This is a genomic window from Chryseolinea soli, from assembly GCF_003589925.1.
Classification (GTDB): domain Bacteria; phylum Bacteroidota; class Bacteroidia; order Cytophagales; family Cyclobacteriaceae; genus Chryseolinea; species Chryseolinea soli.
Map to the genome: position 1 here is coordinate 5,173,421 of NZ_CP032382.1, position 25,510 is coordinate 5,198,930.

24 protein-coding genes are annotated in these 25,510 nt (G+C 47.7%); all 24 read left to right on the forward strand.

Going from position 1 to position 25,510, the window contains the following annotated elements:
- Positions 1-79 precede the first annotated feature (79 nt).
- The 24 genes from cysC (at position 80) to D4L85_RS22135 (ending at position 25,510) form a co-directional block, all read left to right on the forward strand.
- On the forward strand, positions 80-673 hold the full coding sequence (gene cysC, locus D4L85_RS22020; RefSeq protein WP_119756332.1) for an adenylyl-sulfate kinase: 594 nt from the start codon (positions 80-82) through the stop codon (positions 671-673).
- Positions 674-733: 60 nt separating this feature from the next.
- Complete coding sequence (gene cysD / locus D4L85_RS22025; protein WP_119756333.1) at positions 734-1,639, forward strand: sulfate adenylyltransferase subunit CysD; 906 nt, start codon at positions 734-736, stop codon at positions 1,637-1,639.
- A gap of 156 nt (positions 1,640-1,795) precedes the next feature.
- Positions 1,796-3,052 (forward strand): sulfate adenylyltransferase subunit CysN, encoded by a 1,257-nt coding sequence (gene cysN / locus D4L85_RS22030; protein ID WP_119756334.1) that lies wholly within the window; start codon positions 1,796-1,798, stop codon positions 3,050-3,052.
- A gap of 116 nt (positions 3,053-3,168) precedes the next feature.
- Positions 3,169-3,558: a GxxExxY protein gene (locus tag D4L85_RS22035; RefSeq protein WP_119756335.1), complete on the forward strand. Its 390-nt coding sequence runs from the start codon at positions 3,169-3,171 to the stop codon at positions 3,556-3,558.
- Between the two features lie 78 nt (positions 3,559-3,636).
- Positions 3,637-4,422, forward strand: coding sequence for a 3'(2'),5'-bisphosphate nucleotidase CysQ (cysQ, locus tag D4L85_RS22040; protein WP_119756336.1), 786 nt, complete (start codon positions 3,637-3,639; stop codon positions 4,420-4,422).
- A gap of 325 nt (positions 4,423-4,747) precedes the next feature.
- Positions 4,748-5,554, forward strand: a complete 807-nt coding sequence (locus D4L85_RS22045; protein ID WP_119756337.1) for a polysaccharide biosynthesis/export family protein — start codon at positions 4,748-4,750, stop codon at positions 5,552-5,554.
- Positions 5,555-5,557: 3 nt separating this feature from the next.
- Positions 5,558-7,966 (forward strand): polysaccharide biosynthesis tyrosine autokinase, encoded by a 2,409-nt coding sequence (locus D4L85_RS22050; RefSeq protein ID WP_119756338.1) that lies wholly within the window; start codon positions 5,558-5,560, stop codon positions 7,964-7,966.
- 52 nt (positions 7,967-8,018) lie between these two features.
- A complete protein-coding gene (locus D4L85_RS22055; protein ID WP_119756339.1) occupies positions 8,019-9,917 on the forward strand; it encodes a DCC1-like thiol-disulfide oxidoreductase family protein in 1,899 nt (632 codons plus the stop codon).
- 3 nt (positions 9,918-9,920) lie between these two features.
- Positions 9,921-11,063: an acyltransferase family protein gene (locus D4L85_RS22060; protein WP_119756340.1), complete on the forward strand. Its 1,143-nt coding sequence runs from the start codon at positions 9,921-9,923 to the stop codon at positions 11,061-11,063.
- Positions 11,060-11,890, forward strand: coding sequence for an NAD-dependent epimerase/dehydratase family protein (locus D4L85_RS22065; protein ID WP_119756341.1), 831 nt, complete (start codon positions 11,060-11,062; stop codon positions 11,888-11,890). The genes D4L85_RS22060 and D4L85_RS22065 overlap by 4 nt, the downstream gene beginning before the upstream one ends.
- Positions 11,887-12,852, forward strand: a complete 966-nt coding sequence (locus tag D4L85_RS22070; RefSeq protein WP_119756342.1) for an ATP-grasp domain-containing protein — start codon at positions 11,887-11,889, stop codon at positions 12,850-12,852. The genes D4L85_RS22065 and D4L85_RS22070 overlap by 4 nt, the downstream gene beginning before the upstream one ends.
- A gap of 9 nt (positions 12,853-12,861) precedes the next feature.
- The gene (locus tag D4L85_RS22075) at positions 12,862-13,500 is read left to right on the forward strand and encodes an HAD family hydrolase (protein ID WP_119756343.1); all 639 of its coding nucleotides are present in this window, start codon (positions 12,862-12,864) and stop codon (positions 13,498-13,500) included.
- Complete coding sequence (locus D4L85_RS22080) at positions 13,497-14,129, forward strand: acetyltransferase (protein WP_119756344.1); 633 nt, start codon at positions 13,497-13,499, stop codon at positions 14,127-14,129. Before D4L85_RS22075 ends, D4L85_RS22080 begins: the two co-directional genes overlap by 4 nt.
- A 2-nt stretch (positions 14,130-14,131) precedes the next feature.
- A complete protein-coding gene (gene rffA, locus D4L85_RS22085; RefSeq protein ID WP_119758895.1) occupies positions 14,132-15,259 on the forward strand; it encodes a dTDP-4-amino-4,6-dideoxygalactose transaminase in 1,128 nt (375 codons plus the stop codon).
- Positions 15,256-16,704 carry an MOP flippase family protein gene (locus D4L85_RS22090; RefSeq protein WP_160143911.1) on the forward strand — a complete coding sequence of 483 codons (1,449 nt, stop codon included), beginning with the start codon at positions 15,256-15,258 and terminating at the stop codon, positions 16,702-16,704. Before rffA ends, D4L85_RS22090 begins: the two co-directional genes overlap by 4 nt.
- Before the next feature lie 2 nt (positions 16,705-16,706).
- Positions 16,707-17,819 (forward strand): TDP-N-acetylfucosamine:lipid II N-acetylfucosaminyltransferase family protein, encoded by a 1,113-nt coding sequence (locus D4L85_RS22095; RefSeq protein WP_119756346.1) that lies wholly within the window; start codon positions 16,707-16,709, stop codon positions 17,817-17,819.
- A 4-nt stretch (positions 17,820-17,823) separates the two neighbouring features.
- Complete coding sequence (locus D4L85_RS35040; protein ID WP_269467495.1) at positions 17,824-18,513, forward strand: CatB-related O-acetyltransferase; 690 nt, start codon at positions 17,824-17,826, stop codon at positions 18,511-18,513.
- A gap of 9 nt (positions 18,514-18,522) precedes the next feature.
- Entirely contained in the window at positions 18,523-19,614 is a 1,092-nt protein-coding gene (locus D4L85_RS22105) for a glycosyltransferase (protein WP_119756347.1), read from the forward strand.
- Positions 19,615-19,620: 6 nt separating this feature from the next.
- Entirely contained in the window at positions 19,621-21,159 is a 1,539-nt protein-coding gene (locus D4L85_RS22110; protein ID WP_119756348.1) for an aldolase catalytic domain-containing protein, read from the forward strand.
- A 1-nt stretch (position 21,160) separates the two neighbouring features.
- Positions 21,161-21,859 (forward strand): acylneuraminate cytidylyltransferase family protein, encoded by a 699-nt coding sequence (locus D4L85_RS22115; protein WP_119756349.1) that lies wholly within the window; start codon positions 21,161-21,163, stop codon positions 21,857-21,859.
- Positions 21,837-22,472, forward strand: coding sequence for an HAD family hydrolase (locus tag D4L85_RS22120; RefSeq protein ID WP_119756350.1), 636 nt, complete (start codon positions 21,837-21,839; stop codon positions 22,470-22,472). Before D4L85_RS22115 ends, D4L85_RS22120 begins: the two co-directional genes overlap by 23 nt.
- Positions 22,473-22,509: 37 nt before the next feature.
- On the forward strand, positions 22,510-23,925 hold the full coding sequence (locus D4L85_RS22125; protein WP_119756351.1) for an MBOAT family O-acyltransferase: 1,416 nt from the start codon (positions 22,510-22,512) through the stop codon (positions 23,923-23,925).
- A gap of 3 nt (positions 23,926-23,928) precedes the next feature.
- Positions 23,929-24,777, forward strand: a complete 849-nt coding sequence (locus D4L85_RS22130) for a hypothetical protein (RefSeq protein ID WP_119756352.1) — start codon at positions 23,929-23,931, stop codon at positions 24,775-24,777.
- A 1-nt stretch (position 24,778) separates the two neighbouring features.
- Entirely contained in the window at positions 24,779-25,510 is a 732-nt protein-coding gene (locus D4L85_RS22135; RefSeq protein ID WP_119756353.1) for a glycosyltransferase family 29 protein, read from the forward strand.

Sequence of the window (25,510 nt, forward strand, 5' to 3'; positions counted from 1 at the left end):
TAGTTTTATCCATTACTTCTACCTTTGCCCGAAATACGCTATAGGATAAGTAGACTTTGGCGTAGATCAGCTCCGTCCCATGAATCATCTGTATCCCATTAAGACGAAAGTCAGCAAACACCAGCGCGAGAAGGTGTTGAATCAACGCGCCTCCGTGATCTGGTTTACGGGTTTATCCGGTTCCGGGAAGTCAACGCTGGCTGTGCAATTGGAGGCGCAGCTCCACGCCTTGGGATTTAAGACCTACCTGCTGGACGGCGACAACATCCGCACCGGCCTCAACAAAGACCTGACCTTTACCGACGAAGGTCGCGTAGAAAATATCCGCCGTATCGGCGAAGTATCCAAATTGATGACGGATGCCGGCGTCATCGTGCTGTCGGCTTTCATTTCGCCTTTCAACGCCGACCGCGATCAGGTGAAGAACATTGTAGGAGCTGAAAATTATATCGAGATCTTTGTCGATGCCCCGCTGGAGGTGTGCGAGCAACGCGATGTGAAAGGATTGTATAAAAAGGCGCGGGCAGGGGAGGTAAAGAATTTCACCGGCATCGATTCGCCGTATGAGACGCCCGTCCATCCCGATCTGACCGTTCCCACGGGCGAATGGAGCGTGGAAGAGTCGATCGGGAAGCTTATGGCGTTTATTTTACCGCGGGTAAAATTGAAGTAACGCGAAACGCGTCGGACGCGTAATATCAAGAAGTAGAACAGAATTTGTAATAACACCAGGATGAGTCAATATTATTTAAGTCATTTAAAAGAGCTGGAAGCGGAGGCGATCTTTGTGATCCGTGAAGTGGTGGCGCAGTTTGAGAGACCGGCGTTGTTGTTTTCCGGAGGCAAGGACTCCATCGTGCTGGCCTTTCTGTCGCGCAAAGCCTTTGCCCCAGCGCGCATACCCTTTCCGTTGGTACACATCGACACCGGCCACAATTTCCCGGAGACAATGGAGTATCGCGACTGGCTGGTGAAAGAACTCGACGTGAAGTTGGTGGTAGGCTCCGTACAGGAAAGCATCGACAAGGGCAGGGCGAAAGAGGAGACCGGCTTCAACGCCAGCCGCAATGCCCTGCAGACGGTTACACTGCTCGACACCATCGAACAAAATAAATACGATGCCGCCATGGGCGGTGCCCGTCGTGATGAAGAAAAGGCCCGTGCCAAAGAGCGCTTCTTCTCGCACCGCGACGAGTTTGGTCAATGGGACCCGAAGAACCAGCGTCCTGAGCTTTGGAACCTGTTCAATGGTCGCAAGCACATCGGCGAGCATTTCCGGGTATTCCCCATCAGTAACTGGACCGAGATGGACGTGTGGCAATACATCCAGGCCGAGAACATTCCGATTCCAAGCCTGTACCTGGCGCACGAACGCGAAGTGATCGAGCGCGATGGCGCACTCCTCTCTACGTCACCCTGGTTGAAACTGAAGGAGCATGAAGTCCCTACCCGTAAGATCGTTCGCTTCCGTACCTGTGGCGATATGCCGATCACCGGGGCGGTGGAGTCGGATGCCGATTCGGTGGAGAGGATCATTGAAGAGATCGCCGCTTCGCGTAAAACGGAGCGCGGTACCCGTCATGACGACAAGCGTTCGGAGACGGCGATGGAGGATAGAAAAAAGAGTGGATATTTTTAAGAGGGGCTTTGTGGTGAGGATAACAGCTCACCGTCGCTAAAGCTCCCGTCTTCGCTAAAGCTACGACGGGCTAGTCGGCGGGCCCTCCTTCGCTGAAGCTTCGGCGGGCAAGCAAGCAACCAAAGTCAACACAAGTTTTTTAAAGGCATTAAGTTTATGAGTAACGTGAATAATCAACTTCTCCGGTTTACGACAGCAGGTAGTGTGGATGATGGTAAGAGTACCCTTATCGGGCGCTTGTTGTACGATAGCAAATCGATATTTGAAGATCAGTTGGAAGCGGTGGAAGCTTCCAGCGCAAAAAAAGGGTTTGACTATGTGGATCTGTCGCTGCTTACGGATGGATTGAAGTCCGAGCGGGAGCAAGGCATCACGATCGATGTAGCCTACCGCTACTTTGCCACGCCCAAGCGCAAGTTCATTATTGCCGACACCCCGGGCCACATTCAGTATACCCGCAACATGGTGACCGGCGCTTCAACAGCCAACCTGGCCCTCATTCTTATCGATGCGCGCAAAGGCTTGGTGGAGCAAACCCATCGCCACTCGTTTATCGCCTCGTTGCTGAAGATCCCCCACGTGATTGTCTGCGTGAACAAGATGGACCTGGTGAATTATGCCGAGGACGTTTACGAGAAAATTGTAGAAGACTATAAAGCTTTCTCCTCTAAACTGGAGATCTCCGATATCCAGTTCGTTCCTATCAGCGCACTGGTCGGCGACAACGTAGTACACCGTTCTGAAAACATGGAATGGTACCAGGGCGCTACTTTGATGCACATGCTGGAAACGGCGCACATTGAAAGTGACCATAACCATATCGATAGCCGGTTCCCGGTGCAGTATGTGGTGCGGCCGCAGTCGAAGGAGTATCATGATTTCAGGGGCTATGCAGGCCGCGTGGCTGGAGGCATTTTCAGACCCGGTGAAGACGTGGTAGTGCTGCCTTCCGGATTTACGTCGAAGATCAAATCCATTTCATTGGGGAATGAGGTGTTGGAAGAAGCCTTCGCGCCCATGTCCGTCACCATGACGCTGGAGGACGAGATCGACATCAGCCGCGGCGATATCATCGCCAAACCCAACAATCATCCGCACGCCGACCAGGACATCGACATGATGTTGTGCTGGATGAACCAGCGGCCGATCCATCTGAATACAAAACTCTACGTGCGCCACAACACCAAAGAGGTGAGAGGCGTGTTGAAGGAGATTCAGTACAAGCTTGATATCAGCACCTTGCACCGGATCGAGAATGTGGAGCAATTGACGATGAACGAGATCGCGCGGGTCAAGATTCGTACAGCGCAGCCGTTGGCATTTGACAGCTATCGGCGCAATCGGATCACGGGAAGCGTGATTTTGATTGATGAGGGGACGAATGAGACGGTGGCGGCGGGAATGATCGTGTAGCAAAAAAAATAACCGCAAGGACGCAAAGACGCAAAGTTAACGCAAAGAAATGCCTTTGCGTTTTTTTTGTGTCTTTGCTTCATGGATTGTAAATTTAGTCATCATGTTTAGCGGTTATGAAAACTACAGATCAATTGAATGCCTTGTCTCGCGAAATTATTAATTGTGCTATAGCGGTTCATAGTGAGATGGGGCCGGGTTTGCTGGAGTCTGTATATCAACATTGTCTTACGAGGGAATTCTTTTTGCGTGGTATTGCGTATGCTTCGCTTGTCCCCATTCCGCTTATCTATAAGGGTCAGGTATTGAACAAGGATTATGTGATCGACATCCTGGTTGAAGACGAAATAATTCTGGAGCTAAAAGCTGTAGAGGGAGTTCTGCCGATCCACGAAGCTCAACTCATCAGTTATATGAAACTTGCCCAAAAGAGGTTGGGATTTCTTATTAACTTTAACGTCCCTTTACTAAGACAGGGCCTCAAAAGATTCGTAAACAAACTCTAACCGCACAAAACTGCCAAAGTACCGATGCACCCTTTGCGTTAACTTTGCGCCCTTTGCGCCTTAGCGGTTCAAACTGACATGCAAGCACCCACGCTCCTAATCACCGCCATCACTGCCGCAGAAAAAGCCTGCGCCGAGATTCTCGCTGTCTACCACTCCAACGATTTCCAAGCCGAAGCCAAAGGCGACAACTCCCCGTTAACCCTGGCCGACCGGAAAGCACACCAAGCCATCACGGCCATACTACAGGCGTCGTCCGCTTACCCCATTCTCAGCGAGGAAGGCAAAACCATTCCTTACGTCGAACGCAAAGACTGGGGCTACTTTTGGATGGTCGACCCCCTGGACGGCACGAAGGAATTCATCAAACGTAACGATGAGTTCACGGTGAACATCGCCCTCATCCACCAAGGTCGGCCCGTGCTGGGGGTAGTGGCGGTGCCCGTCACGGGCGATGTGTTTTATGCGACAGAGGGTGAGGGTGCGTTTTTGAAGCGAGGCCCCTTCCCCGCGCCCCTTCCCCGGAAGCCACCAACCGACCTTACTCAGCCAGGATTACGGGTGGTTGCCTCCCGGTCGCACATGAATCCCGAAACGGAGGCCTTTATCGGCCGGCTGACGGCCCCCGAGTTGGTTTCGGCTGGGAGTAGCCTGAAATTCATGCTCTTGGCCGAGGGAAAGGCCGATGTCTATCCCCGCTATGCCCCCACGATGGAGTGGGATACTGCAGCGGCGGACGCGATCGTGCGGGAGGTGGGATTGACCGTGAGAAGCCAGGCACAGGGCGATCGCGACGAAACGGCAACGGGGGTCTTGATGTATAACAAGGAAAGCCTTCTGAACCCGTCTTTTTTGGTTTCATAACGTGGTTACGTTCTCGCGGGCATTGGAATGGATCGCGGTGTTTTTCTTCAAAGTGTCGGTCTGGGGTGGCGTTTGACGGTGGTAAAATCTGTCCAGGCTGGTATATTTGCACCGCAAACCCGATGTGCCTTGAGAATTGCTTGAAGCCGAGGGGTTTAGAGTAAATAACCTGGATGGATAGATTTTAGCGCTCTTGCCGTGTGATGGACCGGAAATGTCGGGGACCCGAAGTACCTTCTGGTTTGGCCGTGGATGGACGTTTGGCAAAGGCATTTGAAGTTATTGGATTATATTTGCCCCTTTTGGCAGTTTAAAAACTTAATAAATGAACCGTATCTGGCTGATTTTTGGGCTTGCTCTGATTGCCCTAAGTTCGTGTGTTCCCAACCGGAAGTTGGTTTATCTGCAGAAGGATGATTTGAAGAACCGCGATGAAATTCCGAAAGACACTGTGCTGAGAACGCATCAGCTTAAAATACGGGAGTACACCATTCAGCCGTTGGATTTGCTTGCCATTAATTTTGAGACCCTCAGCGATGAAACCGATGCCTTTGATTTTCTTTCCAAACTAACTCCGCAGCAGAGAACTTCTTCAGGAGGAGGGAGTGGCGGGGGAAACTCAGCCCAAAACGGCATCTTGGTGGACGGCGACGGCTATATTGAATTTGCCGTGCTGGGCAGAATGAAAATGGCCGGGCTGACCCTGTTTGCTGCGCGCGATTCGCTTCAAGCTGTTGCGGGAAAGTATTTGCCGGACGTTGTGGTTCGGGTGCGGTTATTGAATTTCAGATTTACGCTTTTGGGCGAGGTGAACGGAGAAAGAACCGTTACCTCAACCAACACGCGTTTGACATTGATGGAGGCAATAGGCCTTGGCGGTGGCTTGGGGGAGTTAGCGGATAGAACCCACATAAAAGTTGTGCGGCAAGTGGAGAATAGGACCGACGTTTACTATGTTAATCTTCTCAAGGAGGATTTTATTGAATCGCCATATTACTACGTCCAGCAGAATGACGTGATCATTGTGCCCCCCCTGAAGCAAAGACCCTTCAGAAAATATTTTCTCCCGAATCTAGCCGTCGTCACGGCTTTGATATCCTTTACAGCATTGATTATAACCTTGACCCGCTAACAGTTGAGCACCTCTACCACACCGGCATCAGACTTTACGGAGGCTTCCGGAAACAAAAACGCTGGAAGTCTGCAAATCAATTTTAAGCGCGTGGCCTCACGCGCCATCAAGTTTTGGTATTTGATTGTGTTGTCACTGATCGTAGCGGTCTTCATTGCCTATACGACAAACCGATACAGCGCCAGAACCTATCCCATTCGGGCTTCGATCCTGATAAAGGAAAACGATGAAAACCTGGGTGCCAAATTTCTGTACAACAATGAACTGTTGAATCCCTACCGAAATTTTCTGAATGAAATTTACATTATGAAGTCCTATCCCCTCATCCAGGAAGTTCTGGAAAGCCTGGGGTTTGAGATTTCAATCTTCAGAGAAGGCGATATTGTGACTACGGAGTACTATGATCCGGATTTCCCTGTGAAGTTTAGAGTGCTACCCGAAAGTAAATCTCCTTACGGGAAATCTTTTTATTTTACCGTGAAGGATGATCAGACCTTTAGTTTGCAGCATCTGGGCGAAAATGAAGAAATGGGCAATGAATTTTCGGCTCTTCATTTTTCGGATACCATTCGGGTCAATGGTTCGGTTCTGATTGTTCAAAGGGTCGGATCTCTTGCAGAAATCAGGGGTAAAAGATTTACCGTCCGGTTTAACAACCCGGTCTCCATGGCGATGCAGTATTCCAACCGGTTGAATGCGAATTGGGCGCAACCCGGAGCGGCGGTTGTGAACCTCGAAATTACCGGAGCTGTCCCACAGAAAGAAATTGATTTCCTAACTCGGTTTATTGAGCGATATCAATTTTATGACGTAGAGAAGAAAAACAAAGCAGCGACCATGGCGCTACAGTTTCTAGACGACCAGCTTGTGATTATTAGTGATTCGTTGTCCATGTATGAAGATCAAGTGGAGAATTTCAAGAAACGCAATATCATTACGAACCTGGATGAGGAGACCGACCGTTTGTATCAGAAGCTTATCGGGTATGAAGAACAGAAATTTCAATACCATCTAATTGATAATTACTTCGCTTACATAGAGAAGCTTTTGGAGAGCAATCAATATGATGTTGTTTTTACCCCCGCCAGTGTCGGTATTACGGATGAGGTTGTAGGCGGTTTAATAACCAGCCTCATTGAACTTCAGGCTCAGATTAATTTGTATGAAACCAATAAATCGAAGGGTGTTGAAAATTTGCAGAATAACCCTCGATTGCAAAGTGCCCTGCAGCGGATGGAGTTAATAAAGAAGGATATTGGTAAGACCATTGAAAATAGTAGAAAGACACAGGAAATAAATGTAAAGTTTATCAATGATCAAATAAAACTGGTGAACGATGAGCTCGCAAAATTACCCAGGACCGAGCGTGAGCTCGTCGGGATTCAACGGAACTATTCATTGCGAGAGACCCTTTATATCTTCCTTTTGCAGAAACGTGCGGAGGCCGGACTATCCAAGGCTTCGACAACATCCGATGTTGTCGTTGTCAATCCGCCAATGGCAGGAGGAGCGTTGACACCGAAGATCGTGCAGAACTATGCCTTAGGCGTGGCCTCAGGGTTGCTCGTACCCCTTTTAGTTTTCCTGCTACTGGAGGTTTTGAATGATAGAATTCAGTCCAAAGAGGATATAGAGAAACTGACTGGTGTTCCCGTAATCGGAGGCATCGGACATAACAAAGCATCTGATCCGCTCATTGTGTATCGCAAGCCAAGATCGGCGATGGCGGAATCCTTCCGGGCCTTGCGTTCGAACCTGAATTATTTCACCAGTAACAAGGATCACCAGGTGTTTATGGTGACTTCTTCTATACCGGGTGAAGGAAAGTCTTTCACCACTTTGAACATTTCGACAGTATTGGCATTGGCGGGAAAAAGAACCGTGATACTGGGTGCCGACTTAAGAAAACCCAAATTGTATGACGACTTAGGTCTCCACAATAATGTGGGCTTGAGTCAATACCTCTCGGGTATGGCGACACTGGAACAAGTCATTCAATCCAGTGAAGTAAGTAATCTATTTCTCATAGCCGGTGGGCCAATGCCGCCTAATCCAAGCGAATTGCTAATTCGACCCGCTATGGGAGATTTGATCGAACATCTACGTAAGCAATTTGATTTCGTAATTATCGATACGCCACCGTTGACATTTGTTACTGATGCGTTTGTATTGTCCGGATTCGCAGACCATACGCTGTTTGTGGTGAGGCAGGATTTTACACCGCGCGCAGCACTGGAGCATCTGGATGATTTTTATTCGACCGGGAAACTTACAAATATTAGCATTCTCTTCAACGATTTGCGAAAGTCTGGACTTGGCTATGGGTACGGTGGATATGGATATGGATACGGATATGGGTATGGGTACGGATATAGAGCGAAAAACGACTCTGGGTACTACTCTGATAATTAGCGCTGAGCAGTAAGTTGGGTAATACAATGAATCTCAATAATTACATTAAGGTATGATCAGATATTTGATAGATGTGATTGAGAGGGCGTATACGAAAAAGATAGACGGTTCTGGCTTGGCGCTGTTTAGAATAGTCTACGGTGTGGTGCTATTGTGTGAAGTCATTCAGCTATTCTATTTTCGTCACCTTGTATTCGATAAGATACCCTACCTGTCTCCTTCGGAGATTGATTTTGCCATTCCATTAATATTTTGGATGATATCGCTTGTCTTTCTAATCGTAGGGCTATATACCCGATATGCCGCGATTGTTAACTATATCCTTTCCGTTACGCTTATTGGAACCATTCAATCCTATGAGTATCATATGTTCTACATGTTTGTGGGGACAAATTTCCTGCTGATATTTTTGAATGTAAGCCAGGTGAATTCCCTTGACAGGCTTAGAAGTAAGCTGAAATACTCAACAACTCGTTTCCAATTGGAACCAACCCGGAAAGTGAACGCATTACATTATTATGCGATTCCGTTAATGTCCGTCGGCTTTACTTACCTGGATTCCGTTTTTTTTAAACTAACGTCTCATATTTGGCTCAGCGGGCTTGGCATGTGGGCGCCGGTATCGCTTCCACAAACCACACAATTCAATGTATCATTCTTGCTGAATCTAAAGTGGGTAATGCTTGGTTTGGGTTACATAACCTTGATTTTTGAGCTACTGTTCATTTTTTTATTTTGGAGAAAAAAATGGAGATGGTTCTTATTCGTCGTTGGGGTAGGCTTGCACATCGGTATTGTAGTGATGTTCCCCATTCCATGGTTTGGGCTCGGTATGATGTCTTTTTATCTTCTGCTGGTGCCCGTTGGTACTTGGAGCAAAATCAGGAAGGCATTCCAAGCGAAGAAACCTCTGTTGGAATTTTTTTATGACGAGGAGTGCCCGTTGTGTATCCGTGTGAAAATTATTCTGTCTCATTTCGACGTTTTCAACGTCATTGAATTTAAGAGTGTCCAACGATACGCGGCTCAAACTCCTGCACTTTCAAACTATTCGCAAGAGCAACTTCTAAACTCCATTTTTTCAGTGTCGTCAAAGGGCAAGGTACTGAAGGGAATAGATACTTATATTTTTGTCTTTCTTCGCCTGCCGGCATTGTTTCCACTTGGTCTTATCATGAAGTTCCCTGGAGTATATCAAATTTCTAAGCTGGTTTATCGTAAAGTCGCTGAGGATAGAGTTGTTGAACGCTGTACGGAGGACAATTGTGGATATACACCGGTACCGGTATATATTGCAGACACAGATAATATTAAGCTGCTGAAAAATTTAACGTTAAAGCAATTCAAAATTCGCGTCATTACCTTCTTGTTAGTTTTTTTTGTGATTCTCCAACTAAACGTTTCGTACAATTCGGATTTGGTCAACGCAGTGAAGACGAAAATAGGATTCAAGAATAGCGCTCCGGAACGGATTATCCAGAAGATAACGAGTCCTGCGCGTAAATTCAGTAAAATTTATTTTGGTATATGTCATCACCCGTTATTCCTGGATAGTCACTTCGACGGCTATAATCATATCATTGCAATAGAAGCTGTTGGTGAGAATGGAAAGACGTATTGGCTGCCGATTATTGACAAGAATGGAATGCCCGGTTCCTACCTATACGGATTTGTCTGGGCAAAATGGACCTTCAGGGTTAACTCTCCGCGTATTAATCAAAATCGACTGGCACAAGGAATAAGAGATTTTACGGCATTTTGGGCAACCAACAATGGGATTCCTCTTAACAAGTTTAAATTTAATGTGTACGTGAAGAAAGTAGAGGTTCCGTCCCAATGGAAATTGGATCATTTAAACAATCAAATAAAGCAAAATTGGCAATTAGCAGGTGAGGCCCATTGGGAAGGAGACAATTTTGTATCCAGTCTAAAGCAAATCGAGGACCTTTAAGATATGAGCATTTTTTTTAAAGGCCTGAACGAACTAAGGGGGCTAGCGGCACTAGCCGTGGTATTCCATCATATTGAACTCTATAAGCATAGGGAAAATATTGGAAGCCTGTTCAATGGTTACGGTTACTCGTTTATTGAAGGACTCGGAAAAAATGGAGTCTATTTGTTTTTCGTGCTGAGCGGCTTTTTGATCACGTATTTGCTGCTAACTGAACTAAACTTGAAAGGAGATATTGACGCCTTTAAGTTCTATGTTCGGCGAGTTCTTCGCATTTGGCCGCTATACTATTTGATCACTGTTTTATCATTCTTTGTTTTTCCGTTCATTGTCACTCATTTCGGACTTTCCGAAGGCAGCCGCTATCATACTTTGGCGTCCTCCCTGCATGAAGATTTCGGATGGCGATTGTTTCTGTTTCTGATGTTCCTCCCCAACCTGGCATTGATACTTTTCAAAGCCGTTCCCGGAGCAGCGCAAAGCTGGTCAGTCGGCGTGGAGGAGCAATTTTACATCCTGTGGCCGCAGTTGCTCAAGCGTTTTAAGAATAAGGTGTTAATGCTTTTGATAGGGGTTATCGTTGTAAAGTTTTTGCTTTATTACGCGGCGATCTTTGGGGGCCGAAGCATTCCACAGCTAAAGATCGTTGCTTCATTCCTGCAGTCGTTCAATATCGAGTTGATGGCCATGGGCGGTATCGGGGCCTATTTTTTAATTCACGGCCGTTTGGAACGGGTGTATGCGCGGCTACCGCGTTTCGCAAACACTTTTTTTGTTTTGACCGCACTGCTCATGTTGTGGTTTTCCATGCACTACTTGCTGCTGTCATTCTTTTTTCTGATGCTCATTCTTTTGAACATCAACGACAAGCACGCGTTCTTCAGAGGCCGGTTTTTCACCTTTGTGGGGGATATTTCTTATGGTGTGTACATGTACCACCCCTTGGTGATGTTTTTTGTTTTTACGGGTGTGCAGCATTTTTTTGGAAATGAAAATTTGGTGCTTTTCAATGGCTTGCTATACGTGCTCATCTTTGGGTTTACCATTTTGGTAAGCTATATGTCGTTCCGGTATTTTGAATCCTTCTTCCTTCGCCAAAAGGAGAAATTCATTGTGGTTGCGAGTGGAAAAAAAGTAATGCCATGACAAAGAATATTCTTGTGGTCGGCCCCGATGGTTTTCTGGCAAGAGAGGTCTTGACTCAATTGTCGGCAGGGGAGCGTTCGCGGATAATTCTTCTGGGAAGAAAAGAGATGACGGGCCGGGACAATTATTTTTCAGATGTGGTAACACTGAAGAAGGCCGTGCCTGAGGTGGATGTGGTGTATTTGTTGGGGGCGTATATTCCCTACGGTGCGTTTCAATCCGGTGATGCTGCGTTGGTCAAAACGAACATTGAATTGGTGGCCGACCTTTCGCTGTCGTATCCGGAATCAAGAATCGTATTTTCTTCGAGCGTTTCGGTTTATGGGTCACCGCTTCAACTGCCAATTGCCGTGGACAGTCCGTTTAATAATCCTGACCTTTACGGCATGTCGAAATTGGCGGGCGAAGCGATCGTTCGGAATCACAAACATTTCGCCATCCTCCGGTTTTCATCCATCCTTGGACAAGGGATGAATAACCTGACCATGATCCCCAGAATGATTGCAGCGGCTAAGGCTGGAACCATTGTCGTGTGGGGAGATGGTGGGCGCCTTCAAAATTATATTGACGTGCGAGACGCAGCGCGCCTGTGTCTGCTCGCGGCACAATCCGACAAGAACATCGTTGCGTTGGGGGTTGGTGCGAAATCGTATTCCAATGCGGAAATAGCAGGGCAGATCGGGTTACTTACGCACGCGACGGTGGAATTTAGCGGCACGGATAAATCGCCATCGTTTGTGTATCAGGTGGAGGAGTCTTACCGAAGCTTAAACTTTGCGCCGCTTTATTCGATAGAACAAACGCTTAATGATTTGATAAAGCCATGAAAAAAATATTGGTCACGGGTATCGGGGGCGTCGTCGGACAAGGAATTCTTCGGAATATTCGAAGCATGGCCAGGGATATTGAAATTGTGGGTGTAAACATTTCCAAGGTCAGCGCTGGAAACTACTTGTGTGATGCGGTGTACGAGGTTCCCTATTCGTATGATCCAACCTACATCGGGGTGATGAAGGAACTGGTCACCCGGGAAAATATCGGGCTCATTATTCCAAGCACGGACTATGAATCCTATTATCTCGGAGCATCCCGTGAAATGTTTGCCTGCCCGGTAGCCTGTTCGCCGGCCTGGATCACAAAGTTTTGTTTGGATAAGTATTTGAACTTCCAGGAATTTTCGCAGTATGACATTCCGTTCGCTACCTCCATATTGCCTTCACACTACAAAGGTGAATTCGACCAGTATGTGGTGAAGCCGCGCGAGGGCAGGGGATCGCGCAACATTTATGTGAATCCCCCCAATCCTGAAAAATTTGACGACAGTTATGTCGTTCAAAAATATTTGGAAGGCCCCGAAATCACGACCACCGTCTATGTGGATAAACAAGGTGGGGTTCATGGGATGATCACCTTTGTACGTGAACTTGAACAAGGAAACACGGCGAAAGCAGAGGTGGTTTTTGAGTATGACGAACCGCTCGGAAAACTGGTTCAAAAGATACTCGCGCATTTTCCTTTTTCCGGATCATTCAATATTCAATCGCGGGTCACCGACGCAGGCATTGTTCCCTTTGAGATCAACTGTCGGATCTCGGGGACAAATTCCGTGCGGTCGCAGTTCGGCTTCCAGGACGTGGCCTACACGGTTCAGGAGTATTTTTTTAATGAACCCCCGTCTCCTCCGGCCGTAACGAAGGGGACGGCGCTTCGGGTGATATTGGATATCATCTATCCCGGACAAAGCCTGGAAGATATCCAGAACAATAAGAATACATTTTATATTCATTAAACGAGATTCATGGCCAAGGTAGTTTTTTTTGATGTTGCCAATACCCTGCTGGAGAAGCCCGCGGTATATCTCGCTATCCAGCGCGTGTTGAAAGAGCATGGATTTGAGACGGACATCAAGGAAATAATACTAAAACATAAGCTCCTGTCGGAAGTTATCGAATTCCCGGATCGAACGTCGAGCGCATTCTATACCGGATTTAACAAGGACTTGCTTTACATGCTGGGCATCATTCCATCCGATCATTTGCTGAGCGAGATTTTCAAGGCCTGCACGTATCTTCCATGGGTTCCCTTTGCGGATACATCGATCCTGAAAAAGCTTGATTTGCCGTTGGGGATCATTTCAAACTGGAACAGCTCGCTGGAAGAGAAATTGACGGAGCACTTTCAGGTCTCCTTTCAATGGATATTGGGATCGGAGAAGGAGCAGATCAGGAAGCCTCAGCGTGCGTTCTATGAACGCGTGATTGATCGGAGCGGATTTGATGCGCAAGACATGGTGTACATAGGCGATTCCATCAAACTGGATGTCGAGCCGGCGCAGAGCCTGGGGATTAAGGCAATATTGATTGACAGGATCGGCGCTTATCCGAATGCATCTGTGCGCCGCATCACTTCACTGGAGGACTTACCGAAGCATTTATGAAGAGACTTGCTATTATCGGATCCGGAGACCTTGGGCAGCAGATTGCCTACCATGCGCGCGAAGACGGGCACTATGAACCTGCCGGCTTTTTTGATGACTTTGAAGCCCCGGGCACAGTAAAGCATGGCGTGCAGGTTTGGGGTGGAGTCAACGATGTTTTGGCGACTTTTGAACGCGGCGCGTTTGATTGCCTCATGATCGGCATTGGGTACAACCACATGGCCTTCCGGCAACAACTCTATGAGCGATTCAGGAACACTGTGCCTTTTGGCAAGGTCATTCATTCCAGCAGTTATATAGACAAGAGTGCGTCGGTGGGTTCGGGCGTTTTTATCTATCCGGGTTGTGTGTTGGATATGGACGTTGAGATAAAGGACAATGCATTGCTCAATGTCGGATGTACCATCGCGCATCACTCCACCGTTGGCGAGGGCTCGTTTTTGTCTCCCGGCGTGAAAGTGGCGGGATTCACGGAGATCTCCGGCGGCGTCATTCTGGGTATCGGCACAATCGTCATTGATAATATTAAAATTGCACCGGGTGTGCGCACGGCAGGAGGTGCTGTGGTGATCGATCACCTCGACCGCCCGGGTTTGTATGCGGGAGTACCCGCCCAATTTAAAAAATGAATATGATTCCTTTTAACAAGCCATTCCTTACGGGAAAAGAGACCGTATACATTCAACAAGCCGTAGCCTCCGGGAAAATTTCCGGCGACGGTATGTTTACAAAGAAATGCCATCAGTTTTTTGAAGAGCGTTTTGGCTTCAAAAAATGCCTGCTCACCACGTCTTGCACCGATGCCCTGGAAATGGCGGCGATCCTCATTAACATTCAACCCGGTGACGAGGTGATCATGCCATCCTACACGTTTGTTTCCACGGCAAATGCTTTTGTGTTGCGGGGCGCTAAAATAGTTTTTGCCGACAGCGAGAAGGACACGCCGAACATGGATGTCACCAAGCTCGAAAGCCTGATCACGCCGCGCACCAAGGCTATTGTGCCCGTTCACTATGCCGGAGTGGGATGTGATATGGATAGCTTAATGAAGCTCGCCGAAAAGTACAATCTCTTTGTCGTGGAGGATGCAGCTCAGGCTATTGATTCGTGGTATAAAGGCAAGCCTCTGGGAGGAATCGGCCACCTGGCGGCGTTCTCTTTTCATGAAACGAAAAATGTGATCGCCGGAGAAGGAGGGATGTTGGCCATCAATGACCCGCGGTTTGTTGAACGTGCGGAGATCATTCGTGAAAAGGGCACCAACCGCAGTGCATTTTTCCGTGGCGAAGTAGATAAGTATGGATGGGTGGATGTCGGTTCTTCTTTTTTGCCATCAGAAGTCATCGCCGCCTTTCTCTTTGCCCAGCTCGAGCATTTAACGGACATCCAAGACCAGCGCAAACTGCTGTGGAAAAAATACGATGACGCTTTCCGCGCAGCGGGGATTGCTGCGTCTCACCTTCCGTTCTTGCCCGAGGGATGCTACAACAATGCGCACATGTATTACCTCGTGCTGGATAGTCTCGATCAGCGAACAGCGTTTATCGATCACTGCAAGAGCGCAGACATTCACCCTGTATTTCACTACCTGTCGCTTCACAAGAGTCCGTTCTATCACGAGAAGCATGACGGTAGAGAGTTGGTCAATGCCGATTTTTTCACGGATAGACTGGTGAGACTTCCGTTTTATTACACCCTGTCGCCCTCCGATCAGGATTTTGTAATCGCTCGCATCCTTCAATTCTTTAAGAAATCGTGACACAGATCAAGAAGGTCATTTTAAGTGGGGTGTATTGGTCCACCGTCAATCAAGTGTTCACACAAGTGGTGGGCCTTGGAGTGACGGCGGTACTCGCCAGGTTGCTGACCCCTGCTGATTTTGGCCTGGTGGCGATGGTCACGCTGGCTACAGGTTTTTTAAAGATCCTCAAGGACTTCGGCATCGGGGCGGCCCTGGTGCAAAAGAAACATGTTTCTCACGAGGAGTATAGCACCGTGTTTTGGCTCAACATGGCGTTGGGAGCTTTGTTCACAGCGGTTACTTTCGCGGTGGCGGGTCCTGTCAGCGAATTTTATCACGAGCCGCTCATCAAGCCGATCACCCAGGTGTTTTCCTTCAGTTTTTTGGTGAATGCTGTTGGCGTGGTGTGGTCAAATCTCCTGATCAAGCAGGTCGACTTCAAACAGATATTTTACCGTAACCTCGTCTCGGTCGTACTGAGCGGCGGCATGGGGATCGCCGCGGCGCTCTATGGGTGGGGTTTCTGGGCATTGATCCTTCAACAGTATGCCCTGATCGTTATCAACACCTACCTCAACTACACGCGCTCAGGATGGTGGCCATCGTTTTGTTTTAAACGCGAGTTCCTGTCAGACTTGTTCAAGTTCAGCCTGCCGTTGCTGGGCGACAAGAGTTTGAACTACTGGATGCGGAATGTCGACAATTTGTTGGTGGGAAGGTTTCTCGGAAAAAATGATCTCGGCTATTATACCAAAGCGTATTCGTTGATGTTGTTGCCGGTGAAGCAACTTTCGGGAACCATTACCAAAGTGTTGTTCCCGTCTTTCTCGTTGATTCAGGATGACGTCGATAAAATTGCTTCCATCTATTTGAAGATCTCGCGGGCCATTGCGTTTGTATCGTTTCCCGTCATGATCAACCTTTCCATTTTTGCCGAGCCGCTGATCCTGATGGTGTATGGCGACAATTGGCGACCGGTGATCCCGCTTTTTCAGGTGCTGAGTTTATTGGGAATGTTTCAGGCCATTGGCACGCTGAGCGGCAACGTCTACCTGGCCAGAGGAAAGACCTTGTTGATGTTTAAGGTGGGTGTGTTTTCAAGATTGCTCATGATTGTAGGGATCGTGGTGGGACTTTATTCCGGCGGCATTATGCCCATGATCTACGGTTATTGTATCACGTCATTGCTGGCGTTTTTGCCGGAGCTATACTTTTTGGGGATCATTATCAATACCAGCTTGTTCGCGCTGATCCGGAATTTTATGCCCTACTTCTTTATTTCACTCATCACGGGAATTGCCGTTTACTATGCTTTTGCGGCGGTTGAACTGGGCATCATCGCCGAAATGACCATCGGAAGCATTGTCTTTGGCATACTGTATATTTTATTGTGCTGGGTCTTTAACTTATCGGCCCTAAAAGAGTTATTAGCATTGGTTAAATCCTATAGAAAAACAAGATAGATATGTACCTGCACGTCTTCACGGATAGTCCCTTCATAGAAACGATTATTGCACAGTGCGAACGTATATCAACACAAAACCGGTACGTTGTTTTTAGCGAATCAAGCAACTATGCGAAGTCGCCAAAGATTGAATTCTTTGCATCGTATAAAGCATTAAAAAAGACGAATTTCAAAGCCCGGGAGTATGAGCGGGTATTCATCCATTATCTCGGAGGAAATGCGGTCGACCTTATCCTGGATAACCCGGGATATCCGGAGTATTATTGGTTCCTCTGGGGAGCCGACGGCTACTCGCTCATTGGCGACAAGCTAAACATATATCTGCCCAAAACGGCCTCGCTTGCCAAAAGTAAAAAGCCACTGAAGCAAATCGTTAAGGCATGGCTTCTCAAAATGCTCCGACCAGGTAAAGAGAAAAAGCTGGAGGCTGTGCGTCAGATAAAGATGTGCTGTACCTATGTAACGGGCGATTTTCAACTCGTACAGGATGCCGCAGGCTCTCAGATGAAGCAACTTGTTTTTGCATATCTGTCAACCGCCGAATTGTTCAAAGGAGATCCGGATATCGTGCTGAACCTGGATTTCTCGAAGAAATTGAAAGTGCTCATGGGCAATTCGTTGAATCCGACCAACAATCACATCGAGATGATCGATTTTTTAAGAGGCCTCCCGGATGCAAACCACTTGTCGGTTATCATGCCGGCCTCCTATGGTGGCTCTGAGCACTATAAGAAATCACTGTTGCCCTATGCCAAGGCGCAATTGAACGACATCTCTTTTATTGAGAACTTTATGCCCTACGATGAATACATGAACGTCATCAAGGAGATTGACGTGGCTGTATTTTTCCACATCCGGCAACAAGGCTCGAACAACGCCCTGGCCCTGCTGTGGCTAGGGAAAATTCTGATCATGCGAGAGGAGAGCACATTATTTAAAGTGTTCAGGGCATGGGGATTGAGCGTGATGGGACACACCGAGGTCCGGTCGGTTGACGACATCCTTCGCTTTAACAAGGCGACGGCAGACCGGTTGAAGTCGAACCAGAAGATCCTCCTTCAGCACTTGTCGCCGGAGGTGGTTGATCGTTACTATAACGCTCTTTACGAATAAGCTTATGAGGAACATCGGGCAATATTTCAGAGAGAAACTGGCATCGTGGTTGAGAAACACCAACTATATCCGATTGGCCGGAGATGCCCGCGTTCACAAGTCGGCAAAATTAAAAGGCGTCCGCCTCAACGGGCAAATCGACATTGCCGAAAATGTGCGGATGAGCGGTGTGTCGATGACCGGCAAAATCTCCATTGGGAGGTATTCGATCATCAACGGCCCCAACACCACGCTCAATGCAAAGATCAATGCGATCCGCATCGGGAGTTTTTGCTCCCTTGCCCAGGACGTGTTGATTGCCGAGGATAACCATCATGCCGATAAAGTGACGTCCTACTACATTCGAAAGAATGTTTTCAAAACGGAAATTTCGGGTGACTATACCAGCAAAGGGGCGATCGTCATCGGTAACGATGTGTGGATTGGCGCCAAAGCTATTGTGCTTAGCGGCGTGACCATAGGCGATGGTGCGATTGTTGCCGCGGGGGCGGTTGTAACAAAGGATGTTCCTCCTTATGCCATCGTGGGCGGCAATCCGGCGAAAGTGCTGCGAAATAGATTTGATGACGAAACAATAAACAAGCTGATGAGTTTGAAGTGGTGGGATTGGCCCATCGAGAAAATAAAATCGAGCAAGGAGTTCTTTTGGAATCCATTGCACGCGACGCAAGCCAACCTAACGAACAAGGAGTAAAGTAGACTTATGATTTTTATCGTCGTTGGATCTTTCAAATTAGGAGGTACGGAGCGGACAGCTTCCAGGATCGGCCTGGAGTTGATTCGTCAGGGCCATGCGGTTAAGTTTATTTTACTGAAGGGAGTTTTTGATTACAATGAAAAAGAGCTCGTGGAGAACTCGATTGTGCTCGACAATCCAAAATGGAAGTTCAAGACCGTTCGAAAGATGCTGTCGCTCTTCACCCTTATCGCGCTGCTGAGGCGTCACCGCCCGCGCTATCTGGTTTCCTTTTCCATGGGCATCAACCTCTTTGTATTTTTTACATTCTACCGGCGGATCATTTTCCGGATCGAGTCCAATATCTTTATCTACAAGAAAAAACTTTATCGACGTTATTTTCAGAAAATCCTTTCGATCAGCCCCAATGTTAAAAAGATAGTGGTGCCATCGAAAGGGCTATACGATGGTTGTTATCAGTATTTTTTGGCACCCGAGAAATTGGTCCTGATTTCGAATCCCATAGATGTCCCCAGCATTCAGCGTCTTGGCGCCGAGTCAATAGACGATTATCCGCAGTTACAAAACGGAAAATTTATCGTTACGGCTGGCAGACTTCACGAAAGCAAAGGCTTCAGACAACTGATCCAGGTATTTTTGAAATCAAAACTGGCTGCAACCTATTCGCTTGTTATCTTGGGAGAGGGGCCACAACGCCCTGCGTTGGAAAAAGTGATTAGCGACTTGTCGGCCGAACAGAAGGTTTACCTGCTGGGATACCAGCAAAACCCGTATCGTTTTTTTGCCAAGGCACGTTTTTTTATTTTGAACTCGGCGCACGAGAGCTTTGGGAATGTGCTCATCGAATCCATGGCATCGGGGATTCCGGTGGTGAGCAACGACTGCGATTTTGGTCCCCGGCACATTATCAAACAAGGACGAAACGGCATTCTCTACGACCGATCCAATGAAGCCGAATTCCTCAGCGCACTCGAACGCGTTGGGTTGGACAATGACTTATGGGAGAGCCTGAAAGAGGCCGCTAAAACGGATGTGGAACACTACAAAATTCAGGAAATAACTAGTTTCTGGACTCTTAATATTATTAACTTTGAGTAAATAACCATGAAGATACTGGACTGCACACTCCGAGACGGAGGCTACTATACGGAATGGGATTTCCATCAGGAGCTTGTTCATAGCTACTTTACGTCCTTCAACGAGCTTCCGATCGACTATCTGGAAATCGGATACAGAAGTAATCCGATGAAAGAATATCTCGGTGAATATTTCTATTGCCCCGACTATGTGCTGGAGAAAGTAAAGAAATTGTCGAACAAGAGGCTGGTTATCATTCTCAATGAAAAGGATGTTCGGCCCGAGCACCTGGATAACCTGTTATCGCCGTGTAAGGGTTTTATTGACATGGTGCGCATTGCACTGGATCCCGAGAACTTAGGTCGGGCATTGAAGCTGGCGGAAGGCATCAAACGGATGGGCTTCGAAGTCGGGTTCAACGTGATGTACATGAGCAAGTGGAAACAGTACGGCAACTTCCTTTCACAAATCAAAGAAGTCGACGGTGTAGCCGATTATTTTTATATGGTCGATTCTTATGGTGGCGTATATCCTCAAGACATTAAGGAAACCATCGACCTCGTGAAGCAACGCACGAGTTGCAAAATTGGATTTCACGGACACAACAATCTCGAACTCGCACTCATCAACTCATTGACAGCCGTGGAGCACGGCGCAGCGATAATCGATGCAACAGTGACAGGAATGGGACGTGGCGCCGGCAACCTCAAAACGGAATTGCTGTTGACGGCCCTCAATGCAAAGGAAGGAAAGAAAGTTGATTTCAATGCGTTGAGCAATGTCGTGGATGCTTTCGAGAACTTACAGAAACATCACGGCTGGGGTACGAATTTGCCCTACATGGTTTCCGGTGCAAATTCCCTTCCGCAGAAAGACGTGATGGAGTGGGTCACCCGGAGATTTTATTCTTTCAACAGCATCATACGTGCGCTGAACAATCAAAAGGAAAAGGTACAGGACAATCAAAAGCTTCCTGTTTTTCAACCTTCGAAAAAATACGGCCAGGTGATTATCGTCGGTGGCGGTCCGAATGCAAAATTGCATCAACAGGCCGTGAAGGAATTCATTCGCACGTTGGACAACCCTTGCCTCATCCACGCCAGTTCAAAAAATGCCGCGAACTACGAAGATATATCGGCCGACCAGTTCTTTTGTCTGGTAGGCAACGAAGGCCACCGGCTGGAGAGTGTTTTCCACAACCTCAGCCATTTCAATGGTCAATGTGTGCTCCCACCATTCCCGAGAAAGATGGGCACCTATGTTCCCGCGGCCATCAGCGACAAAAGCTTTGAGTTGGAAAGTATCACCTTCACCGACCGTTTGCAGGATTCTCATACGGCCTTGGCACTACAGACGGCCCTGGCCTTAGGCGCACGCGAAATTCACCTGGTGGGCTACGACGGCTATCAGGAGAGCACCATTTCGCAACTCGAGAAAAACCTTTCCGACGAGAACGAATTTCTCATCGATGCTTTCAAAAAATCTCAAGGACCCTCGTTGCATTCTTTAACACCAACAAACTACAAGAACCTTCCCGTGGCGTCTGTGTATTCATATCTGGTATAACATGAAAAAAGATATTTGTTTCTTTCTGCCTACGCGAAAGGGTAGTCAGCGTGTGAAATCGAAGAACACCAGACCCTTTGCAGGGATCGAGGGTGGCATTCTGGAACTGAAGCTCCGGCAACTGATAAAGTCCGAAAGGCTGTCGAGCGTCGTGCTGTCGACAAACGATGAATTGTCCATGGAGATCGCCAAACAGATCGATCCGTCGCAGGAGAAAATCAAAGTCGTGCAGCGCCCGGACCGTCTTTGTTTGGACACGACCGTATTGACTGATTTGATTAAATACGTCCCGGAAATAATTCCCCATCAGCATATTCTCTGGGGACACACCACGACACCTTTTGTAACGGGTGCCGACTATGATGCCGGGATCGACAGCTACTTTTCGAAATTGGAGGAGGGCTATGATTCACTCATCGGTGTGATGCCGTTGCAGAATTTTTTGTTGGATAGCCACGCCAATGTATTCAACTATGATGCAGGCGCGAACCGCTGGCCGCGAACACAAGACCTGCCCATTTTGTATGAAGTGAATCACGCGATGTTCATCACGTCGCGGGATATTTACATAAAAGATCACAACCGCGTTGGAGCCAAGCCTTTCTTGTATGAACAGGACAAGATCAAGTCATTTGACATTGATTGGGTTGACGATTTCCTGATCGCAGAAGCCATATATGATAAGCTTTTCAAAGTATAAAGTCGTTCTCTGGGATTTCGACGGTGTCCTGATGGACTCCATGCCCATTCGCGAGGAAGGGTTTAGGAGAACCTTGTCGGGCTATCCGAAGGAGGAAGTGGACAAGTTGCTGGTCTATCACCATAAAAACGGCGGTCTTTCGCGCTACGTGAAGTTCCGTTATTTCTTTGAGACCATTCGCGGCGAGTCGATCGACAATGACCGGATATTGGAGTTGGCTGGACGCTTCTCGGAGGTGATGATGGAGTTGCTGATCAACGAGAAGCTTTTGATCCACGATGCATTGGATTTTGTGAAGCGGGCCCATCAGGGACTGCCGATGCATGTTGTTTCCGGGTCAGATGGCGTGGAACTGAATAAGATCTGTGAGCGCCTGGATATTAGAAAATATTTCCGCTCCATCCACGGATCGCCAACACCCAAGAATCAACTTATTGCAGAATTAATGCAGAAACATGGTTACGATCCGGCGACTACCGTATTGATAGGCGATTCGGTCAATGATCATGACGCTGCCGTTGTGAACAACATCGATTTTTTGGGATACAACAATCCCGATTTGAATTCATCAACCGGTCACTACATACATTCCTTCCGGGAGTTTATGATATAGGTACAAACCTTAACTAACCCAATAAAGAACATCGGGCATGCTTTTTAATTCTGTTACTTTCCTGTTGTTTTTTATCTTGTTCTTCTTCCTGTACTGGTTTGTTACGGGCAAGAGTTTCCGGTGGCAGAACATTCTGATTTTGGTGGCCAGCTATATTTTCTACGGCTGGTGGGATTGGCGCTTTGTATTTCTTTTGATCCTCTCCACACTCATTGACTATTTTTTTGGATTAGCGATCTACCAGTCCACCACCCGAAAGAAATTGTATTTGTGGCTCAGTGTTGCAAACAATCTGGTCATCCTCGGGTTTTTTAAGTATTACAATTTTTTCGCAGAGTCATTCCAACAAATGTCACAGAAGATGGGGTGGGAGATCCACCCGTACATTCTGGAAATTGTGTTGCCGGTGGGCATCTCCTTCTATACGTTCCATGGAATGTCCTATGTGTTTGACATCCATAACGGCAAGCTGAAACCCACCAGCAATTTTATTGAATACGCCGTGTTTGTTTGCTTTTTCCCGCTCTTGGTGGCTGGACCCATCGAGCGCGCCAATCACCTTCTTCCACAGGTGATCAAGCCGCGCACGTTCCAGTATTCGCAGGCCATGGAAGGTATGCGGCTGATCTTGTGGGGCCTCTTTAAAAAGCTGGTCGTTGCCGATAGTCTGGCGGTGATCGTCAATCAAATTTTTGGGCACCACGAGTCGTACTCCGGGGCAACGCTGGTTTTGGGTGCGGTCTATTTCGCATTTCAGATCTATGGCGACTTTAGCGGGTACACCGACATTGCCCTGGGCACGGCAAAACTGCTGGGCTTTGAACTGCTGACAAACTTCAAGTTTCCCTATTTCTCGAGGGACATTGCAGAATTTTGGCGTCGCTGGCACATATCGCTGTCGTCGTGGTTCCGCGACTATGTATACATCCCCTTGGGGGGATCAAAAGATGGGAAGTGGGGCTCGTTGAAAAATATCTTTATCATTTTCTTATTGAGTGGATTTTGGCATGGCGCCAAATGGACCTATGTGGTGTGGGGTGGTTATCACGCGTTGTTGTACGTTCCTTTGTTTCTGCTGAATATAAACCGGAAGCACAGCGACAAAATCGTGGCCCACGACAGGAAGCTGCCTACACTGAAGGAGTTCCTCCAAATGAGTTTGGTGTTTGCCATGGTCACGATCGGGTGGGTGGTGTTCAGATCAAGTTCACTGGTCGACGCGGTACACTATTTTGAAGGAATGACCCGGAACCTGTTTGCCATGCCCAAAGAAACGGACGGCCTTAAACTCGTCGTGCTGTTTTTGATCTTGGATTGGTTTGCCCGGAAAGATGAACGCAAACCCCATGCTTTTGTGCGCGACGAGGTCTACATTATCCTGTTGACCATCGCCTTGCTGATTTTTGGAAAGGGGACGAACGAGAACATCGAATTTATTTATTTTCAATTCTAAGAAATGAAGACTTTTCTCATCCGGATCGGGTTTTGTCTCTGCATCGTTTTGCTGTTCGATGTCGCCTATGTGTTTTTAATCGGTGGCAATTTGCGAACCTATGCAAAGAAGTACCTTGACCTTCCCGGAAATGTAGAAGTGCTGGTGCTGGGCGATTCGCATGCTGATCGGGCGTGGTTCAGTAACACCGATAAAAAAGTATATAATTTTGCCAACGGATCGGATAACATTTCCGACATGAAGCAAAAATTTACATTCGCCGCAGAACACAGCCAAGGCGGAACGAAGAGAATTGTCGTGCTCCCATTCGATGCACACTTGATCTCTCCCTACCGGGAGGTCAAACAAAACAATCGCATCAATAACATCCTGAATCACGCCTATTTGAACCAACGCGTGGTCAACGCGCTTCCTTTGATCTTTGACCCGGATACCGAGTTCGATCTGAAGCGGTTTTTCTTGTCCCTTCATAAAAAGCAGACCGATGCTAACCGTTACTTTAGCCGCGCACACGCCACGGCCCGGTTTCAGGATCAATTTCCCGATAGTTTGAAAAGCAGAAAACTTTTGGTGGAGTACCAGGAACTGATTGAAAGCATCCGCGGCAAGGGATATCAGATCATCGCGGTCAAATACCCGGTTCACCCTTTCTATGACTCCTTGGTTCAAGCCGATCCAAGAAGCCGGAGCCTGAACCACGCCATGGACTCGCTGGCACAGGCGAACCACCTGACCGTTTCTGACTTTTCACAGCACATCAAGGCGCCTGAGTTGTTCCTGGATCAAGACCATGTGAACAAGGAAGGATCTTCGATTTTTGTTACAGAGTTTAAAAAAGCATTCTCTCAATAGTATGAATAAGTTGATACGTGCGCTGAAGGGTTTAAAGCTCGCCTTTTCCCATATCGAACGATTTGATTCAAGTTATTTTCGTTCCAAACGGATTGCTATCGTGGGACCGGCAAGCTCGGCCTTCAATACAGACAAGGGCAAAGATATCGACGGTTATGACATTGTGGTGCGGGTAAACAAATCGGCCCTCACGGTCGACGTTGGAAAAAGCAGCAAGGACATCGGGATCCGGACGGACATCCTGTTTCATTGCTTTCTCGAGAACCTGTATAGCGGGGGTGGCCCGCTGGATTTCGAGATGTACCGGCGCCAGGGAATTCAGTATGTGATCAACCCGCGGAACGAATGGACGGGGCTAAGGAATAGCTACAACTTCTATAAGAAGTATTTGTCCGCTCAAAGAACATATGTTCTGCCCCGTGGTTTATACAAACGCATCGCATCGTCATTGAACGGTTTCAGGCCCACGACAGGGTATTCGGCGCTCTACGCATTGCTGGAGGCGGAGTTTGATGAACTGTATATCACAGGCTTCACGTTTTTTAAAACAGCCTATGGCACGGGGTACCGCGATGAAATGAAAGAGTCGGCGCAGGCCCGGAATTTTATGAACGAGGTGGGGCTTCACAATCCTGATGTGGAGCTGCAGGAATTTAAAAAATTAGTGAAACGCCACGCCAACAAGCGCGTCGTGCTGGACCGGGAGCTATCGGAGATACTGGCGAACTACTGA

What these genes read in the sequence shown, in the direction of transcription:
- cysC (WP_119756332.1), top strand. Translation starts at nt 80, where the DNA reads ATGAATCATCTGTATCCCATTAAGACGAAAGTCAGCAAACACCAGCGC.
- cysD (WP_119756333.1), top strand. Translation starts at nt 734, where the DNA reads ATGAGTCAATATTATTTAAGTCATTTAAAAGAGCTGGAAGCGGAGGCG.
- cysN (WP_119756334.1), top strand. Translation starts at nt 1,796, where the DNA reads ATGAGTAACGTGAATAATCAACTTCTCCGGTTTACGACAGCAGGTAGT.
- D4L85_RS22035 (WP_119756335.1), top strand. Translation starts at nt 3,169, where the DNA reads ATGAAAACTACAGATCAATTGAATGCCTTGTCTCGCGAAATTATTAAT.
- cysQ (WP_119756336.1), top strand. Translation starts at nt 3,637, where the DNA reads ATGCAAGCACCCACGCTCCTAATCACCGCCATCACTGCCGCAGAAAAA.
- D4L85_RS22045 (WP_119756337.1), top strand. Translation starts at nt 4,748, where the DNA reads ATGAACCGTATCTGGCTGATTTTTGGGCTTGCTCTGATTGCCCTAAGT.
- D4L85_RS22055 (WP_119756339.1), top strand. Translation starts at nt 8,019, where the DNA reads ATGATCAGATATTTGATAGATGTGATTGAGAGGGCGTATACGAAAAAG.
- D4L85_RS22060 (WP_119756340.1), top strand. Translation starts at nt 9,921, where the DNA reads ATGAGCATTTTTTTTAAAGGCCTGAACGAACTAAGGGGGCTAGCGGCA.
- D4L85_RS22065 (WP_119756341.1), top strand. Translation starts at nt 11,060, where the DNA reads ATGACAAAGAATATTCTTGTGGTCGGCCCCGATGGTTTTCTGGCAAGA.
- D4L85_RS22070 (WP_119756342.1), top strand. Translation starts at nt 11,887, where the DNA reads ATGAAAAAAATATTGGTCACGGGTATCGGGGGCGTCGTCGGACAAGGA.
- D4L85_RS22075 (WP_119756343.1), top strand. Translation starts at nt 12,862, where the DNA reads ATGGCCAAGGTAGTTTTTTTTGATGTTGCCAATACCCTGCTGGAGAAG.
- D4L85_RS22080 (WP_119756344.1), top strand. Translation starts at nt 13,497, where the DNA reads ATGAAGAGACTTGCTATTATCGGATCCGGAGACCTTGGGCAGCAGATT.
- rffA (WP_119758895.1), top strand. Translation starts at nt 14,132, where the DNA reads ATGATTCCTTTTAACAAGCCATTCCTTACGGGAAAAGAGACCGTATAC.
- D4L85_RS22095 (WP_119756346.1), top strand. Translation starts at nt 16,707, where the DNA reads ATGTACCTGCACGTCTTCACGGATAGTCCCTTCATAGAAACGATTATT.
- D4L85_RS35040 (WP_269467495.1), top strand. Translation starts at nt 17,824, where the DNA reads ATGAGGAACATCGGGCAATATTTCAGAGAGAAACTGGCATCGTGGTTG.
- D4L85_RS22105 (WP_119756347.1), top strand. Translation starts at nt 18,523, where the DNA reads ATGATTTTTATCGTCGTTGGATCTTTCAAATTAGGAGGTACGGAGCGG.
- D4L85_RS22110 (WP_119756348.1), top strand. Translation starts at nt 19,621, where the DNA reads ATGAAGATACTGGACTGCACACTCCGAGACGGAGGCTACTATACGGAA.
- D4L85_RS22115 (WP_119756349.1), top strand. Translation starts at nt 21,161, where the DNA reads ATGAAAAAAGATATTTGTTTCTTTCTGCCTACGCGAAAGGGTAGTCAG.
- D4L85_RS22120 (WP_119756350.1), top strand. Translation starts at nt 21,837, where the DNA reads ATGATAAGCTTTTCAAAGTATAAAGTCGTTCTCTGGGATTTCGACGGT.
- D4L85_RS22125 (WP_119756351.1), top strand. Translation starts at nt 22,510, where the DNA reads ATGCTTTTTAATTCTGTTACTTTCCTGTTGTTTTTTATCTTGTTCTTC.
- D4L85_RS22130 (WP_119756352.1), top strand. Translation starts at nt 23,929, where the DNA reads ATGAAGACTTTTCTCATCCGGATCGGGTTTTGTCTCTGCATCGTTTTG.
- D4L85_RS22135 (WP_119756353.1), top strand. Translation starts at nt 24,779, where the DNA reads ATGAATAAGTTGATACGTGCGCTGAAGGGTTTAAAGCTCGCCTTTTCC.